Annotated in this window: 15 protein-coding genes; 8 read left to right on the top strand and 7 right to left on the bottom strand. The window is 61.3% G+C overall.

The features are described 5' to 3' along the window. Positions 1 to 160 precede the first annotated feature (160 nt). The 4 genes from VHD36_00455 (at position 161) to VHD36_00440 (ending at position 4,839) form a co-directional block, all read left to right on the top strand. Positions 161 to 1,177, top strand: coding sequence for a MoxR family ATPase (locus VHD36_00455; protein ID HVU85762.1), 1,017 nt, complete (start codon positions 161 to 163; stop codon positions 1,175 to 1,177). Between the two features lie 10 nt (positions 1,178 to 1,187). Further along, entirely contained in the window at positions 1,188 to 2,078 is an 891-nt protein-coding gene (locus VHD36_00450) for a DUF58 domain-containing protein (protein HVU85761.1), read from the top strand. After that, the gene (locus VHD36_00445) at positions 2,075 to 4,039 is read left to right on the top strand and encodes a BatA and WFA domain-containing protein (GenBank protein HVU85760.1); all 1,965 of its coding nucleotides are present in this window, start codon (positions 2,075 to 2,077) and stop codon (positions 4,037 to 4,039) included. Before VHD36_00450 ends, VHD36_00445 begins: the two co-directional genes overlap by 4 nt. Positions 4,040 to 4,104: 65 nt before the next feature. Beyond that, on the top strand, positions 4,105 to 4,839 hold the full coding sequence (locus tag VHD36_00440; protein HVU85759.1) for a class I SAM-dependent methyltransferase: 735 nt from the start codon (positions 4,105 to 4,107) through the stop codon (positions 4,837 to 4,839). Positions 4,840 to 4,914: 75 nt separating this feature from the next. Here the strand turns inward: VHD36_00440 and VHD36_00435 are convergent, their stop codons facing one another. From VHD36_00435 to VHD36_00425, 3 genes are all read right to left on the bottom strand, one after another. Then, the gene (locus tag VHD36_00435) at positions 4,915 to 5,202 is read right to left on the bottom strand and encodes a hypothetical protein (GenBank protein ID HVU85758.1); all 288 of its coding nucleotides are present in this window, start codon (positions 5,200 to 5,202) and stop codon (positions 4,915 to 4,917) included. A 172-nt stretch (positions 5,203 to 5,374) separates the two neighbouring features. Continuing rightward, positions 5,375 to 5,665 (bottom strand): hypothetical protein, encoded by a 291-nt coding sequence (locus VHD36_00430; protein HVU85757.1) that lies wholly within the window; start codon positions 5,663 to 5,665, stop codon positions 5,375 to 5,377. 27 nt (positions 5,666 to 5,692) lie between these two features. Next, entirely contained in the window at positions 5,693 to 6,598 is a 906-nt protein-coding gene (locus VHD36_00425) for a carbon-nitrogen hydrolase (GenBank protein ID HVU85756.1), read from the bottom strand. Between the two features lie 64 nt (positions 6,599 to 6,662). On the opposite strand from VHD36_00425, the gene VHD36_00420 reads away from it, so the two are divergent. Continuing rightward, positions 6,663 to 7,076, top strand: coding sequence for a hypothetical protein (locus tag VHD36_00420; GenBank protein ID HVU85755.1), 414 nt, complete (start codon positions 6,663 to 6,665; stop codon positions 7,074 to 7,076). 14 nt (positions 7,077 to 7,090) lie between these two features. Then, on the top strand, positions 7,091 to 7,786 hold the full coding sequence (gene bioD / locus VHD36_00415) for a dethiobiotin synthase (GenBank protein ID HVU85754.1): 696 nt from the start codon (positions 7,091 to 7,093) through the stop codon (positions 7,784 to 7,786). Between the two features lie 16 nt (positions 7,787 to 7,802). Here bioD and VHD36_00410 read toward each other — a convergent pair whose 3' ends face one another. From VHD36_00410 to glgA, 4 genes are all read right to left on the bottom strand, one after another. Continuing rightward, the gene (locus VHD36_00410) at positions 7,803 to 9,974 is read right to left on the bottom strand and encodes an alpha-amylase/4-alpha-glucanotransferase domain-containing protein (GenBank protein HVU85753.1); all 2,172 of its coding nucleotides are present in this window, start codon (positions 9,972 to 9,974) and stop codon (positions 7,803 to 7,805) included. A gap of 74 nt (positions 9,975 to 10,048) precedes the next feature. Then, the gene (gene galT, locus VHD36_00405) at positions 10,049 to 11,146 is read right to left on the bottom strand and encodes a galactose-1-phosphate uridylyltransferase (GenBank protein HVU85752.1); all 1,098 of its coding nucleotides are present in this window, start codon (positions 11,144 to 11,146) and stop codon (positions 10,049 to 10,051) included. 80 nt (positions 11,147 to 11,226) lie between these two features. Next, positions 11,227 to 13,425 (bottom strand): hypothetical protein, encoded by a 2,199-nt coding sequence (locus VHD36_00400; GenBank protein ID HVU85751.1) that lies wholly within the window; start codon positions 13,423 to 13,425, stop codon positions 11,227 to 11,229. Positions 13,426 to 13,642: 217 nt separating this feature from the next. Then, the gene (gene glgA / locus VHD36_00395; GenBank protein ID HVU85750.1) at positions 13,643 to 15,130 is read right to left on the bottom strand and encodes a glycogen synthase GlgA; all 1,488 of its coding nucleotides are present in this window, start codon (positions 15,128 to 15,130) and stop codon (positions 13,643 to 13,645) included. 445 nt (positions 15,131 to 15,575) lie between these two features. Between glgA and VHD36_00390 the strand changes: the two genes are divergently transcribed. Both VHD36_00390 and VHD36_00385 read left to right on the top strand, forming a co-directional pair. Further along, on the top strand, positions 15,576 to 15,812 hold the full coding sequence (locus tag VHD36_00390; GenBank protein HVU85749.1) for a hypothetical protein: 237 nt from the start codon (positions 15,576 to 15,578) through the stop codon (positions 15,810 to 15,812). Between the two features lie 32 nt (positions 15,813 to 15,844). Then, positions 15,845 to 16,162 (top strand): hypothetical protein, encoded by a 318-nt coding sequence (locus tag VHD36_00385; GenBank protein ID HVU85748.1) that lies wholly within the window; start codon positions 15,845 to 15,847, stop codon positions 16,160 to 16,162. The last annotated feature ends 202 nt before the right edge of the window (positions 16,163 to 16,364 follow it).

Here is a 16,364-nt window from a genome sequence, read left to right as displayed (position 1 = left end):
GATATGCTGGGCACCTTGCGACGATGCAGCCTCCGCGAACAAGTTTCCTCATGGGGACTCGGCGGCCAAGGTAGCCGAAAAGTCCTCGACCTCCTGGAAAACACGGCCGCTCTGGCGGCCTAAACTGCGAAACTCGAACTTAGAACTTCAGGAACAGACTATGAGCATTGGGGAATCGATCGAGCGCGACGCCCAGGAATTCGTCGCGCGTTATGCGGCCGTGCGCGAGCAAATCGGCCGCGTCATCGTCGGCCACGACGATATCGTCGACGGCGTGCTCGCCTGTCTTTTCGTCGGTGGTCACTGCCTCCTGGAAGGGGTACCCGGACTCGGAAAGACCTTGCTCGTGCGCACGCTGGCCGCCGTCTTGGATCTCGATTTCTCGCGTATCCAGTTCACGCCCGACCTCATGCCGGCCGACATCCTGGGGACGAACATGGTGATGGAGACGGCCGAGGGGAAACGGGTCTTCGAGTTTCAGCGCGGGCCGATCTTCACGCAGATTTGTTTGGCCGACGAAATCAATCGCGCCACGCCCAAGACGCAGTCCGCCATGCTCGAGACGATGCAGGAAGGAACGGTCACCGTGGCCGGTCAGCATTATGTGCTGAAGAAACCGTTTTTCGTGCTGGCGACGCAAAACCCCATCGAGCAGGAAGGAACCTATCCACTGCCCGAGGCGCAACTGGACCGGTTCTTTTTCAAGTTGGTGGTCGGTTATTCGAGCCGGGCGGAACTGGCCACGATCATCGATCGCACCACGCGGGGTGTGGAGATGACGCCGCAGAAAGTGATGGACGGCACGGAAATTCTGCGCTGGCAAAAACTGATTCGCGAAGTGGTGCTCGCGCCACATGTGCAGGATTACATCGTACGGCTGACGATGGCCACGCACCCCGAAAGTCCCTTGGCGTTTCCGGTGACGAACAAGTATCTGCGCTGGGGGGCGAGCCCTCGCGGCGCGCAGACCTTGGCCTTGGCGTCGAAGATGCGGGCTCTCTTGGCGGGGCGCTTCAACGTCAGTTTCGAAGACGTCCGCCGGTCGTACCTGCCCGCCATGCGGCACCGCGTGATCCCGAATTTCGAGGCCCAGGCCGAAGGCATCGCCAGCGACCGCGTGCTGCTGGATTTGCTCGAGCTTGTGCCAGAAAAGGCCGAAGAGTCCGCGGCAGCCTAGGATCGACCGCATGTCCACGACCGATACGCCGCTTTTGACGCCGGAATTGCTCGTGCAACTCGAGCGACTGGAACTCGTAAGCCGGAAGATATTCCGCGGCCGCATCAAGGGAGAGCGCCGCAGCCTGCGCAAAGGGCAGAGCGTCGAGTTCGCCGATTTTCGCAGTTACGTACCGGGCGACGATCTGCGCTTTGTCGATTGGAACACCTACGCCCGGCTCGACCGCCTGTTTCTCAAGCTGTTCCTCGAAGAAGAGGATCTGCATTTTTACGCGCTGATCGACGCCAGCGAGTCGATGCATTTCGGCACGCCTTCGAAGTTGGAATTTGCCAAGCGGCTGGCGGCGGCGCTGGGCTTCATCGGCCTGATCCGCTCGGATCGCGTCAAGATCGAGACCCTTGGCCAATCGGCAGCACGGCCGGGGCCATCGCTGCGCGGCCGGGCCAGCATGTGGCGGATGGTCGACTACATAAACAGCATTCAACCAGGCGAAACCACGTCGCTCGCCACGGGCATCAAAAACTTCTGCCTGCGCAACTCGGGGCGCGGGATTGTCGTCGTGATCAGCGACATGCTCGACAAGCACGGCTACGAGGAGGGCCTGCGGTTTCTGACGGCCCAGCGCATGGATCCCTACGTCGTGCAGGTGCTCTCCGAAGAGGAACTCGAGCCCGACCTGAAAGGAGACTTGCGCCTGGTCGATAGCGAGGACGCCGACGAGGCCGAGATCACGGTCAGCCTGCCCTTGCTGAGACGCTATAAGCAGACGTTGTCGGCCTTCGTCGGCGGTGTGCAGGAATTTTGCACGCGGCGCGGCATGGGCTACTTGCTCGCGCGCAGCAATCAGCCGGTTGATCAGATGGTTTCCGGCTATCTGCGCGCCCGGGGATTGGTGCGATGACCTGGCCGCAGTGGACGAGCATGCTTTCGGCCTGGCAATGGGGCGTGCTGGCGCTCGTGCCGCCGGCGATCATCGCGCTGTATTTCTTGAAGCTAAAGCGGCAACCGCTCGCCGTGCCCAGCACTTACCTGTGGCATAAATCGATCGACGATTTGCGCGTGAACAGCATCTGGCAGCGGCTGCGGCAAAGCCTGCTGTTGTTTCTGCAACTGCTGTTATGGGGGCTCTTAGCGCTGGTGCTGGTGCGGCCTTCGTGGCAGGGGTCGAGCTTCCAGCGCGATCGACTGGTGTTTTTGGTCGACAATTCGGCCAGCATGGGAGCGACGGACGTCTATCCCACGCGCTTGGACGAGGCCAAGCGGCGCGTCCAGGAATTGATTGACGAGATGCGCTCAGGCGACGTGGCGATGATCGTCAGCTTTGCCGATACGGCCCGCGTCGAGCAGATGTTTACCGACAATCGGGGCGAACTGCGCCGCCGGCTGGAAACGATTTCGGCGACCGATCGGCCGACTTCGATCAGCGAAGCGCTGCGCGTGGCCAGCGTCCTGGCAAATCCGCAGCAGGATGATGCCGGTGGTGTGGTAAGCGCCGGATTGCCGACGCAGTTGTTCATCTTCAGCGACGGCAACTTCGCCGACGATCCGGATTTTTCGCTGGGCCATTTGGAGCCGACGCCACCGGTGTGGATCGGCGAGCCGCGCGCGGCGAACGTGGCCATCGTTGCCTTTAACACGGCCCGCAGCGAGGCGAACAACGAGAGTGTGCAGGCCTTCGGGCGGCTGGCCAACGACGGACCGCAAGACGTGTCGCTCGATGTCGAACTGCATCTGGACGGCGCCTTGGTCGACGCCCAACACGTGAAGATTCCCGCCGCTAAAACCGCCGGCGTAAGCTTTGATGTCGCGCAGCTAACGTCCGGCGTCCTGGAATTGCGCCTGGCACATAAAGATGATCTGGCGATCGACGACCGCGCCTGGGCGGTAGTGCCGCCACCGCGACGCAGTCGAGTCTTATTCGTTACGCCAGGCAACGAGGCGCTTGCAACGGCGCTACGTACGGGACCCGCGCTCGAACTGGCCGAAGTCACGAAACGGAGTCCCGATTTCCTTTCGACGCCTGAATATCGTCAGGCCGCGGCGGCCGGCCAGTGGGACCTGGTGATCTTCGATCGTTGCGAACCGGCCGAAGCGCCGCAGGCGAACACGCTGTCGATCGGCCGATTGCCGGTCGGCGACCAGTGGCGGCAAAAGGACGTGGTCAGCGTGCCGCAGATCATCGATATCAACCGCAGCCATCCCTTGATGCAATGGCTCGACTTGTCGGACGTGCTGATCTTGGAGGCGGCGCCGCTGGTGCCGCCGCGCGGCGCGACCATGTTGATCGAGGCCGCCGACGGACCGCTCGTGGCGCTCGCGCCGCGTGAGGGGTTCGAGGACGTGGTGATCACGTTTCCGCTGGTGGCCAGCGAGAACGCCGGCACGAATTGGCCCCTGCGCGCGAGCTTTCCAGTGTTCGTGCTCAATGCTCTGAGCTACCTGGGAGGAAACCGCGATGCCGCCAAGTCCGGCGCACCCCGACCCGGTGATCCGATCGTGCTCAAGCCGCAAACGTCGGCCGATGCGTTAGCTATCACGCCCCCCGGCGAGCATGCCGGGCCGATCACCGTTTCGCGAGATAAACACAATGAATTCCATTTCCTGGGGTCCAGCCGGGTAGGGCTTTACACCGCACGCGCCGAGGGGGAAGTGGTGGACGAATTTGCGGTGAATTTATTCGATCCCCGTGAAAGTGATATCCAGGTCGTAGCCGATCGTAAGTTGAAGATCGGTCACGAAGAAATTGCCGCCGGCACAGGCTGGCAGGAAACCCGGCGGGACGTCTGGAAGTTTGTCCTCGCGGGGGCCTTGGCAATTCTGTTGTTCGAGTGGTATATCTACAATCGTCGCGCTTACCTATAACCTCTTGCCTGCCTATTGCCCGTGCTCGCTCGGCGAGCGCGGGATCTCGCCTTCGGGGGTATCGCATGTTGCCAGAGACGCTGCGCCGGCAGCAGAAGAAACATTCTGCCCGGCCGCGCAAGAAGGTCTTCAACAAGATCGTTGAAAACAATCTCATCAAGCGCGTCAGCTACGAGGAATATCGCGACAAGGTTCGCGACGTGTACGACGGACCGCAAGGGGCACTGCTAGCAACCGCCAGCATGCTGTCGGGGCACCTGGCTTTGGGCGAGCGTCTATTGCGCGAGCGGAAATTCGATTTGCGCGGCGCCAAGCGCATTCTCGACGTCGGCAGCGGAGCCGGCCAGATTGCGAAGCATTTGCTCAAGTACGCCGACCTCGACGCCTCGCTGACCTGCTTTGACCTATCGTTCGAGATGCTGCGCCGGGCGCGCAACCGGTTGAAGAGCAGCGTGCCCCAGCACCTGGTTGCCGACCTCACGCGGTTACCCTTCGCCGATGGGGCATTCGATTGCGTCACTTGCGGATACGTGCTTGAGCACCTCCCCGACGCCCGTAGCGGCCTGTCGGAACTGGCGCGCGTGATGCGCTCGGGCTCGCGCATGCTGCTCTTGACGACCGAGGATACATTCGGCGGTGCTTGGACGAGCAGATTTTGGTGCTGCCGCACTTACAATCGGCAGGAAGTCTACCGCACGTGCCACGACCTTGGCCTTGAGCTCAACAAAGAGCTCTGGTTCTCGCGCATGCACAAGGTATTTCGCGCCGGCGGCATCTGCGTAGAGCTGGTCAAGCAATAGTCCAAGCCGGCTGCTGGCTCGCCTTTTGCTCCGCACGGGTGGAAATTCCGCCCGTGGAAACGAGTTCGCACACATTCACGTGACGAACGAATCGTGCCTCTTCAGGCGATGTGCGCCGTAGAGGCAGACGCCGGCGATCACCGCGTTGACGATGGTCGCGAACACGTTGAGCCCGGGCGTCAGCGTAATGGCGCTCGCCGCCGTCAATGGAAACGTCATGGGCAGCATGCCTGAAAAGGCGAGCCACAGGTGCGACAGGGTGTGCAGCGTTTCCGCCCCGCCGACGAAGATCAACGTGTCGCGCTGCCATCGCGTGTTGCTTCCTGCCATGTGAAACCGGTGGAACATTGTCTGCGTAGCCATGATGCACCTCCTTCTTCGTCTCTCCGCGCTGGATCGTCCAACAGTCAAAACATGCAAGGTGCATGCCGGAGATCACTGAAAAGGTGAAGGAGCTGGGGGTGCGACGCGGGATTAACCCGTCTGGGGGCGACATCGCCTAGGCGCATGCCCCGTTCGGGGCGGAACAGTTTAATCAGCCGGCGAAAATCGTCTGTTCCGCGCGCTGCTCGTAACTGCCCATGAGAGCATCTTCGCACTCTCGGCACACCAGGCCGCGTTCCGCGCCGTCATGCGTGCCACGATGGTTGTGGTCGAAAACGCACGCCGCCAAGGCGTGGCGTTGCCGGATCGCATCGAGGTCCAACCAGCAGTCGAAATAGACCCACTCGCGGCAGTGATCGCTCCAGGCCTGTCCGCGAAATGTTTCACGAATGCCCGCGGCCAGAATCACTTGCTCGAGATGACGGAGATGTTCGCACGTCATGGGCTGGCGCCTGAAAGGGCAACCCGGTTAGTCGAGATACCGCCGGCCCAGTTCGCCGTAGGCGTCGACGCGGCGGTCGCGCAGGAAGGGCCAGTGTGTCCGCACCACGTCGATCTTGTCGAGATTGCACTCGACCACGAGCGTTTCCTCGGCATCGTGGCTGGCGCGGGCAAGAATATTGCCGTTCGGATCGGCCACGAACGAAGCGCCCCAGAATTGCAGGTTCCCTTCCGTGCCGGTCCGATTGGCCGCCGCCACGAAGACGCCATTGGCAATGGCGTGGCTGCGCATCATCGTTTCCCACGCCGAGTGTTGGCTCGCGCCATACTCTTCCTTTTCGCTCGGGTGCCAGCCGATGGCCGTTGGATAGAAGAGAATCTGCGCGCCGGTGAGCGCCGTCAGTCGGGCCGCCTCGGGATACCACTGATCCCAGCAGACACACGTGCCCACCCGGCCGAACTTCGTAGGAAAGCTGGCAAAGCCCAGATCGCCCGGCGTGAAATAAAACTTCTCGTAGTACAGCGGATCGTCGGGGATGTGCATCTTGCGATACTTGCCGGCCACCTGGCCGTCGGCGTCGAAGATCACGGCCGTGTTGTGATACAGCCCCGGTGCCCGGCGCTCGAAAAACGAGCCGACGACCACCACGCCATGCTTCCGCGCCGCGGCCGAGATCCGCTCGGTCGTAGGGCCGGGAATCGGCTCGGCGTCGCCAAAACGAGTATGATCCTCGCTTTGGCACGGGTAGAGTCCCGCGAACAGCTCCTGCAGGCAAATGATCTGAGCGCCGGCGGCGGCGGCTTCGGCGATGCGCGACTCGGCCTTGGCCACGTTCGCCTCTTGCGACGCGACGCAGCTCATTTGCACAAGGCCGATCGAGACCTTGGACAGCGGCACAACATGAACCTTCGGGAACGGTTTGGTATCTGACATAATCAGCAGATGGTACTCTAAACCGAAATCCTCGCAAAGCGGCGTGAGTAGAGAGCATGGCTTGATGTACTACGACGAGAGCCCAGAAACCGCACGTCGTGCGATCGAAGAGGCGGAGCGTCTTCTCCCGGGTACCCCATCCGCACCGGACGAAAATGATCCGCGTTGGCACGCGATCATCCAGATCGGATACTTTATCGAATCGGACGCTAAAGAAGCATGGGAATTCATTGCACGTTGGGGTGGCCACGAGCAAGAGGACCTGCGCAACGCAATCGCGTGCTGCCTGTTGGAGCACGAACTCGAATTTCATTTCGAGCAGTATTTTCCAAAAGTCGAAGAGCTCGCTGCGCGCGATGTTCGATTCGCGGACTGCTTCACTCGCTGCTGGAAATTCGGAAAATCCGAGTTGCCGGGAAATGCCGAACGATTCGACGCCTTGCAAGGCGCCTGCCGACAACGGATTAGCAACACGTAAAACACGGCATCGATATGGCGAGCCATCGCATACCCGGATTGTTCATCACCGGCACCGACACAAATGTCGGCAAAACCTACGTGGCGGCGCGGATCGCGGCGGCGCTGGCGGCCGCTGGTCGTCGGGTCGGTGTTTACAAGCCCGTAGCCAGCGGCTGCCAGTTGATTGATGGAAATCTAGTGAGTGAGGACGCCGTGGCTCTATGGAATGGCGCCGGCCGGCCGGGCGAGCTCGATCACGTCTGCCCACAGCGCTTCGCGGCCCCCGTGGCGCCCCACCTGGCGGCGCGGTCGGAAGGGAAAGCGGTGTCGGCCGAGCAATTGCGCAGCGGGCTCGATTACTGGCGCGTGCGAAGTGACGTATTGATCGTCGAGGGGGCCGGTGGCCTCTTGTCCCCCGTGACCGAGGATGAGTACGTGGCCGACCTGGCCCTGGACTTGGGCTTTCCGCTGATCGTCGTTACGGACAACGCGCTGGGCACGATTCATCGCACGCTCAGTACCCTGGTCGTCGCCGCCACGTGGCGCGAAGGGCTCGAAGTTGCGGGTGTGATCGTCAACGAGCTGCGATTCCCTACGGAGGATGCCAGCGCGGCCAGCAATCTTGCCGAATTGCGCGAACGGTGCGTCCCGCCGGTGCTGGGGTTGGTCGGCTGGCAGGGCGAATTACCGCCAGGCGTCGATTGGTGGAAACTGGCCGGCGGCGCTTGAAACACCCGCCGAGTGATCAAGTGCTCGCTAGCGCCACGCTACGTTGCTCGCCACGGCGTTCGGCCATGCTGGTGTCGATCGCCAGTTCCATGGTCACGCTCCAGCGTCCCGACGCGTCGGGCGTGACGATCCAATGCGGCTGCACGACCACCGACTGGTGGACCAGCTCGAACCCACCTTCAGACTGGCTGACCGTTTCCACGGGGTAGGTCCACAGGCTGCTTGCGCGCGATGCGCGCCAGCCAACGTCGATGCCCAGGTATTCGTCGACCAGGCTCAAGGCTCGCACTTCGTGCAGGTCGAGGCGCTCGCCGAGATGTCCCAATCGGTGACCGTCGCGGTCGTGGAAGTAACGATCGTCGCAGCGCGAGGGGAGCCCGGCGAAATTGAACTCGACCGAAAAATGGAACGATTGATTCGGCTCCAACCCTTCGATCAGGTAGGCGATTTCAATGGTCGAACTTCCCGCCTCGAGCGTGAGCCCCTTGGTCAACTTGAGCGGATGCCCCCAGGCATTGCCTTGTCGCGATAGTTGCACCTGGATGCGGTTCGGGTTGCGGCGCAGCCGGGCTTCGTAGGCGCCACTGGCGAAGTCGCCACGCTCGATCGCATCGCCCGACGCGATCGCCGCGAGCGAAGCGTCGTTGTCGTGAAAATGATCGATCAGGCTCTTGCGCGGCAGGTCGTCGTATTGCAGACGCTCGTGCAGGCCAGGCTGCTTGAAGACGACGCGATCGTGAATACTTCCCAGGCCGTCGGCATTGGCGTTCGGACCCGCCAGCACCTTGCGATGGTAGGCCTCGGGCTGGCGGGCCAAGGTGGCCAATAGATTGTGGCAGATCGGGCGCACGTCGAGCTCGTACATCAGCCCGCCGCGCCAGGGACGAATCAACGTCGCCAGCCTGTCGTTCGCCAAGAAGACCTCTTGCCGGGCGTCGAGATTGAAGTCGCCGACCACGGCCTCGATCCAGGGTTCTTGGCGATCCGCCGCGCGATCGAGCAGATTGTCGGCCGCGATCAGCGAGCGGTACACGGCATTGCGCAAGTGGGGCAGATAGATGCCGCCGAATGCACCGTGCCAGTAGCTGCAATTGCACTGGCCGCGATACAGCTCGCTGCGTGCCGCGTCGACCAGCGCGCGATCATGCCGCTTCTGCTCGGCTTCTTCCACGCGGCGGCTGATCATCAACATGCGGGTGTACATCTCGTCGGCTTCGGGATATTTCACCTTGAAGTTGCGCCAGAAGCCGCCGCGTACGAACTGCGACAGGATCGGCCAGCGCGGATCGTGCTCCATGTCGTGCCGCACGCGCTCGTATTCCAAGAGCTGCGCCGTGGGGAGCGCCCATTCGGTCATCTCGCGGTAGCTGCTGTCTGGCAGATAAATCTTGCCATTAGGCGGCACGTTATCCACGGCGTCGGCGAGCGTTGTCGTTTTGATCCAGCTTTCGTTCGCCACCAGCGCCTGGAAGAATCGATCCAGCCAACCGTCGTCGTAGACGTGCTTCTTGGTCTCCGGCCAGGTGCCGAACTTCTCGCCGTCGTCACCGAACACAACCACCGCCTCGGGCCGGCGCTCGGCAATACCGCGCAGGCAGTCGATCGTGGCTTCGGGCGCGGCGAAGGGAATCGTGTAGCGCAGCCGTTCGCTGCCGGGAAAGATCGCGAGGATCTGGCCGTCGTTCTCGCTGATGAAGTAACCGTCGAGCAGGTCGGGGGACAGGCCGGCATTGCGGAAATGAAAATCATCGAGCACCGTGTACTGGATACCAGCGTCGGCCAGATCGCTGACCATCGTCGGTTCCCATACGCGCTCGGGAATCCACATGCCGCGCACTTTGCAGCGGAGCCGGGCTTCGAGCCAGCGTGTGTACGCCCGAATCTGCCCAACGCGGTCGCGGCGGGGAATCATCGACAAGATCGGCTCGTAGAACGCGCCGCCGATGATCTCGATCCGCTCCTGGGCCACGAGCTCGGCCAGCTCGTCGAGGTATTCCGGATGGCGGGCGGCCAGCCACTCCATCAGCGAGCCGCTGGTGTGCAGCCCGATCTTGAGCGAGGGGTAGCGGCGAAAGACTTCCAGGAACGGCCGGTAGCTGTCGTGGTACGCCTGCTCCATGACGCCGTCGAAGTTGCCGATCGGCTGATGATTGTGCAGGACCAGGGCCAGGCGAATCGTATGTGGCATATATCGCAGCGAGCAGGAGGCAGGAGTCGTTCGCGTTCAGATCACGTTAAGGAGCGTGCGGGCGACGTGCGTGTTTACCCAGTCTGACTGATCGGCAAAGTCCGCGGTTCGTGCAAGTCGGCTTCGACTTCGCGTAAGAACGCAGCAGCTTCCTCAGGCGGCACGGGATTGATGTAGAAACCCGATCCCCATTCGAAGCCGGCGGTCTTCGTGAGGCGCGGAATAATCTCGATGTGCCAGTGATAGTGATTGAGTTCTTGCGTGTCAAAGGGTCCTGTGTGCAGGATGTAGTTGTAGGCCGGGCGATCGAGCGCGACTTCGATCTTGCCCATCACTTGCTTCATGATCCGTGCCAGGTCTTCGACGCCGTTCTTTTGAATGTTTTCGTAGTGGCTGGAATGCGCCTTGGGCAGGATCCACGTCTCGAAGGGGAACCTGCTAGCGAAGGGACAAAACGCCACATAGCCCGGCGTATCGACGGCGATCCGCTTCTCGGTTGCTAGCTCCTGCTGGATCATGTCGCAAAAGACGCAGCGGCCCCGATATTTGTAGAACTCCTGGCTGCCGGTCATCTCTTCTTGAACATTGATCGGCACAATCGGCGTTACGATCAACTGGCTGTGCGTATGTTCCAGCGACGCGCCGGCCGCTTCGCCGACGTTCTTGAAGATCATGCCGTAGACCAGCCGCTTATCCTTTTTCAGGTCGACGAGCCGGTCGCGATAAACCCAAAAGACGTCGCGCAGGTTTTCTTCGCTGAGATCGGCCGTACTGAGCAGATGCTGCGGCGATTCGATGATCACTTCGTGCGCGCCCACGCCGCGCATCATGTCATAGATGCCATCGCCTCGATTGTTCAGATCTCCCTCGATTTCGAGCGCGGGAAATTTGTTGGGCACCACGCGGACGCGCCACCCTTCACGATTCGCTAGCGAACCCTGTTTGCGATAAGCCAGCACCTCGCCGGGCGTCTTGTCTTCGTTGTGTTCGCAAAAGGGGCAGAACTTACCGCCGCGCAACCGCGGCGTCGTCTCGAAATCGTGCGGACGCTTGGCGCGGCTCTTGGCGATGATCACCCACCGCCCAACGATCGGATCTTTGCGTAAGTCGGGCATGGAATAGTAGTCAGTAGTCGGTTGCCAGTAGTCAGTTTGGAAATAGTAGGCAGCAATCAGTATTCGGTAGTCAGTACGAGCATGAGCACTCTCGGTATTTCACTGGCTACTGACTACTGTCTACCGACTACTCTCTCTCACACCTGCCACATCATCAGTTCGTAATCCGCCGAGGGGACGCTGGTTTCGATCGCGCCCTCGTGCGGCAAGCGCTCGATCGATTGTTCGGCCGCCACCAGTTCGACGACAAAGTGCATGGGAGCGTCGACCGTCAGGCCCAGGTTGCGGAACGGCACCGCCATTTCCAGGATCACGTCGGCCGCCGCCTCGACGCCCGAGGCCGTCACCGGCACGTCGTTGCGGTACAGCTGCAAGATCGGCTCGGCCCAACTGGGATGCGATACCAACAACTCGATGCCACTCGGTTCGAGAAAAGTGATCTTCACCGTATCGACGTCCACCAGGCGCTCGCGAATTGTACCACCCTGCGCGTCAAAGCGAAGAAACAGCCGCTCGGTATCAAATCCGAAATAGAAATCCGCGATCTTCCCCTCGCAGACCATGCTCATCGTGCCGCGCGCGCCGCTCGAAGTATAATGGCCGGCGTTCAGCCATTCGAAATACGTCCGCCGGCCGTCGACGCGCACGTTCAACAGCGAGGTCGGCTCGGAAAACAATCGCGCGTGCTGATGACCCTGGCTGATCGGGCGCGACAACTCGGTGGGCGCCGGATCTTCGAGCAGCAGGTAAACATTCTGCAAGTGTCGGCGGAACAAGCGGTCGAACAGTTCGTCCTGGGCGCTGGAATGATCGTCGCCGAACCACCAGAACCAATCACTCCCCTCGGCGATGTAGAGCTCTTCCCAGGCGCGGCGCAACTGCTCGGCCGTTTTCTCGCCGCTGCGCGCGGCGCGTACCAGGTGTGCGCGGGTCTCGAACAGCAGGTCCCACGCCAGATTGCATTCGGGGTGGCCGATCCAGATGCCGAAATTGTGCTGAATCCAGCTACCCGAGAAAAGCTCACCGATCTTGTCGGTCGCGGGATGCTTCGCCAGGTAATCGCACACGCGGACGGGCGCGATCTTCGCGTGTGAAACAGCGCGCCGGTACAAGGCACGCAGGAAATCGACGCCGCTGTTCGGGTAGTACTCCCAGCAATTCTCGCCATCGAGAATGATGCTGACCAAGGTGGGCCGGTGCCCGTGGTTAGCGGTCGTTGCCCGGCCGATCGCCTCGAGCTTGCCGAAGAAATCGTCGACGGCCTGCTCGGCCTGGTAGCGCTGGTAGTGAAAGCCGATCTGGTCGCTCATGGCATGATCGCGAAAGATCATCTGTACGCTGTGTGCCTTGTCTTCGGCGCGCCAGGGGCGGTACAGCATCTCCGGATTGCGCAAATAGCCGTGCCCATCGCGGGACACCCATCCCTCGGTCGAGGCCGACAAGATTTCTTCGTCCGTGGCCATCCATTGAATGCCGGCCTTGGCCACGGTGGGGATCATGGCCTGGCACACCGAGCCCTCGGAAGGCCACATGCCGACCGGACGCTCGCCAAACAGCTTCGTGTGGTATTCGACCGCACGCGCGATCTGCGTCTCGGCGTCCTCGCGATAACCGTCGAGATGCTTTGGCAGGCTGACGTTCGGCATCGCCTGCCGCGCCAAACGCTTGTCGTACAAGAGAGGCAAGATCGGGTGATAGAACGGGGTCGTGGTCAGTTCGACCTGCCCGCTTGCGGCCAGCTCGCGGTGCAGCGGCACGACCTCGGCCAGCAGATCCAACTGTCGCGCAAGGAGCCATTGTTTTTCATCCTCGGTCCAGTGCTTTCCTTTCTGACGGAACTCAGCCAGCTCGTCGTCGCGATCGAAGGCCACCGGATGGATCCACGACAAGTTCGACCAGCATTGCAGATCGAGGATGTCGCGCTTCGTAAAGCGCTTGGCCGCGCGGGCCGCCGGATCGATGGAAACGCCGCGCTTCTGATACAGCTCCAGATACCGCTTGTAGGGCCGAATCATATGATCCGGGTGGACCATGAAGAAATTGTCGAGCAGATAGGCCATGTCCGCTTCGGTCAGTGCGTCGGCCGGCAGTCGCGACACGCGCAGGTGCTCGTCCTGCGCGCCCCGGTCGGTATAGGCCGTCAACTGCGCAAGCAGGCTCGGCACCAGGTTGATCGTGGCATGCATCTCGGGCACTTCCTTGAGAAGCATTGCCATGCCCCAGTAATCCTTGGTGGCGTGCAGGCGCACCCAGGGCATCGGGTTTTCACCGCTGACGTCGTCCGGGTAATACGGCTGGTGCTGGTGCCAGAAAAACGCCAGAGCCACATCATGCATGACGATCCCTCCTTGAAACACGTACCCACAAGCGCTACGACGATGCCCAATCTCGGCAATCGGCGGTCGATCATGTACTGCGGCGCGGCGACGACGAAACCGGCGATTTGCCGCGCAATGGCGGGCGGGCGATGCACAAGTTCAGCCGGCGTCGCGAAGCGGGCCGCGACGGATATCGCGACCTCGCACTCGACTCACTCCGGCATCGGGGTGTTTTTCACGAATAGGTGCTTTGCGGCACCTGGGCGCTGATGCGGCGATACAGGTTTACGTATTGTTCCGCGCTGCGCTTCCAAGACCAGTCCTGCTGCATGCCGGTCGCTACCAATTGCGACCACATTTCCGGCTGGCGATACGTTTCGACCGCCCGGCGCAGCGCCTCGGCCAGGGCCAAAACGCTGTACTCGCGGAAGCTGAAGCCATTGGCGGCCCCGGCGGACAGTGCCTCGGGCGTGGCGTCGACGATCGTGTCGGCCAGGCCGCCGGTGGCGCGAACCACCGGCACCGTGCCGTACTTCAGGCTGTACAACTGGCTCAGGCCGCACGGTTCGAATTGGCTGGGCATGAGAAACATGTCCGCGGCCCCTTCGACCTTGTGAGCAAGCGCCTCGGAAAACTGCAGTTTGGCCGCCACTTTGTGCGGATGGCGTTCGGCCAGGTTCGTCAGGAATTGCTCGTACTTGGCGTCGCCCGTTCCGACGATGACCCATTGCACGTCGGCCGAGTTGATCCATTCCTGCATGACGCCGGCAATCAGGTCCATGCCTTTTTGATCGGTAAGCCGGCTGACCATGCCGATCAGCGGCTTGTCGGCAGCTAATTCCAGCCCCAGCTCACTTTGCAGCGCCGCCTTGCAGGCCGCTTTGCCCGAAGTGAACGTCGTGGCGTCGTAGTTCACCGGCAGGAACCGATCGGTCACCGGGTTCCACACCGTGTAGTCGGCGCCGTTAAGGATGCCGGTCAAGACCGAGCGCCGCTGCTGCAACACGCCTTCCAATCCGCAGCCTAGCGGCGAGGCCTGGATCTCTTCGGCATAGCGCGGACTGACGGTGCTGATCGCGTCGGCGAAAACCAAACCCGTCTTCAGCAAGTTCAACTTGCCGAAGAATTCCATCTGGTGCCAGTTGAAGTATTTCCAATCCAAGCCCGTCAGCAGCATGTCCCAATGCCAGAACTGCCCTTGGAAGGCGAGGTTGTGAATCGTTATCAGCGAAGCGATGCGCTCGTAGCGCGGAACGCCGCGGTATTCGATCTTCAAGAACGCCGGCAGTAGTCCCGTTTGCCAGTCGTTGGCGTGCAGCACGTCGACCGGCAATTCCAACAGGCGGATCGACTCCATGATCGCGCGGCAGAAGAAGACGAAGCGCTCGCAATTGTCGATGTAGTCTTGCCCGCCGCTGCCGTAGAGCCCGTCACGGTCGAAGTACTGTGACTGCTCGACCAGGTAGACGGGAATCTGCGTGCCGGGGAAATAGCTGCGCAGCAAACTGCCGCGAACGGTCTTGCTGCCAATGGGAATCGAGAGCTGAATCGAAGTCGGCTCGATCGTGGGGCCGGCCGTGAGCGCCTGCCGATAGGCGGGCATGAAGACGACGGGCGAGTGACCCAAGCGTGCCAGTTCAAGCGGCAAAGCGCCCGAGACGTCGGCCAGGCCTCCGGTCTTGGCGAACGGGACCGCCTCACTCGTGGCCAGCAGAATATTCATTCCGGGTTGCTCCCATCAGTCATCGGACGCTTCCACGGCGCGCGGGCCGCGGAAACCGCCGGAAGTCCATTGTCGAGAGCCGCTTGGCGCTGCCCATCCTTGCGCCCTACACCCGTCAGAATCATAACAGAGCGATGCGCAAAAACCAGCGGTTGCGAGACTTACGTCAGGCTGTCGGCCAACTTCTCGTGAATTACCTCGTTTACGCTACTCGTACAATCGTGTGCGTACCCCGGGGGCGCTTGAGGTTTTTCAACCATGCCGGGCAAGTAATTCTAACCGGCGGTCAAATTGTGCGGATAGTTCCGCGAACGCGGGGCAGAATGACGAAGCGTGCTTTTGCGCCCCGAGGCGTGACGCCGCACCCGAACCTCTTTGCCAGCGCGCCACAGTTTGATAGAGTCCCGGCCCCTCCGTAATGGATTACTTCAAAGGGGGCCAAGGAATGGCCAAGCATCCGCTGGAAACGACCTACAGTCTCTCTTCTCACGAACTACTTGATGCGGTAAACGCAAGGTTCCGGTTGAAGGTCGCGCTGGAAGGAGCCGTGGCCGAAGTTCACATGGGGAAACGCATCGAGGCACTAGTCGGGAAAGGGGTTGAGCGATTCGAGGCCCATGACCTCGATGCGCATCCAGACTTCAGTATTTGGATACCGGCGCAAGAAACCACTACTCGCTGAGTGCAAGAACGTCCGCGAAAGCAGCAAAGAAGGTGGCGAAGGCTACCGAAAGCGCGGGCAAATTGTTGCCTATCAAGGTCGAGACGCAGAAGACCCGCGCCGCCAAGGGTGACGCAACGAGCAGGTACTACGGCGTTGAGCAGTACCATATACTTGGCGTATGTCTCGGTAAAAAGACTAATGATTGGCAGGATTTCCTGTTTGTTCGCACGATCGATCTTGTCCCACATAGATACCACAAGGGTAAACTGGCGGTCATGCAGCGCGTCCCGCTGCCGGGTGCGAAGGATTTGCGGCCGTGGTATGCTGACCTGGCCGAATTGCTCATCCATTTCGACGACCGACCATGACGCTGAAACCGATCTACTCGACGGAACTTGGCGAAGCCTACTGTGCCGACAGTCTTGATCTTTGAGGTGGACCCCAAAAACTGGGCGCGCTGATAAGGTGTGGTTTCCGGGAGCGGGAACGACCGAATCAGGAGTGTGCCGGCATGACGCGGAAGCGGCGGGTGTTTGGGGCGGCGTTCAAGGCCAAGGTGGCCTTGGCGGC

The organism is Pirellulales bacterium, from assembly GCA_035546535.1.
Lineage (GTDB): Bacteria > Planctomycetota > Planctomycetia > Pirellulales > JACPPG01 > JACPPG01.
This window is presented reverse-complemented; position numbering and strand designations above follow the sequence as displayed.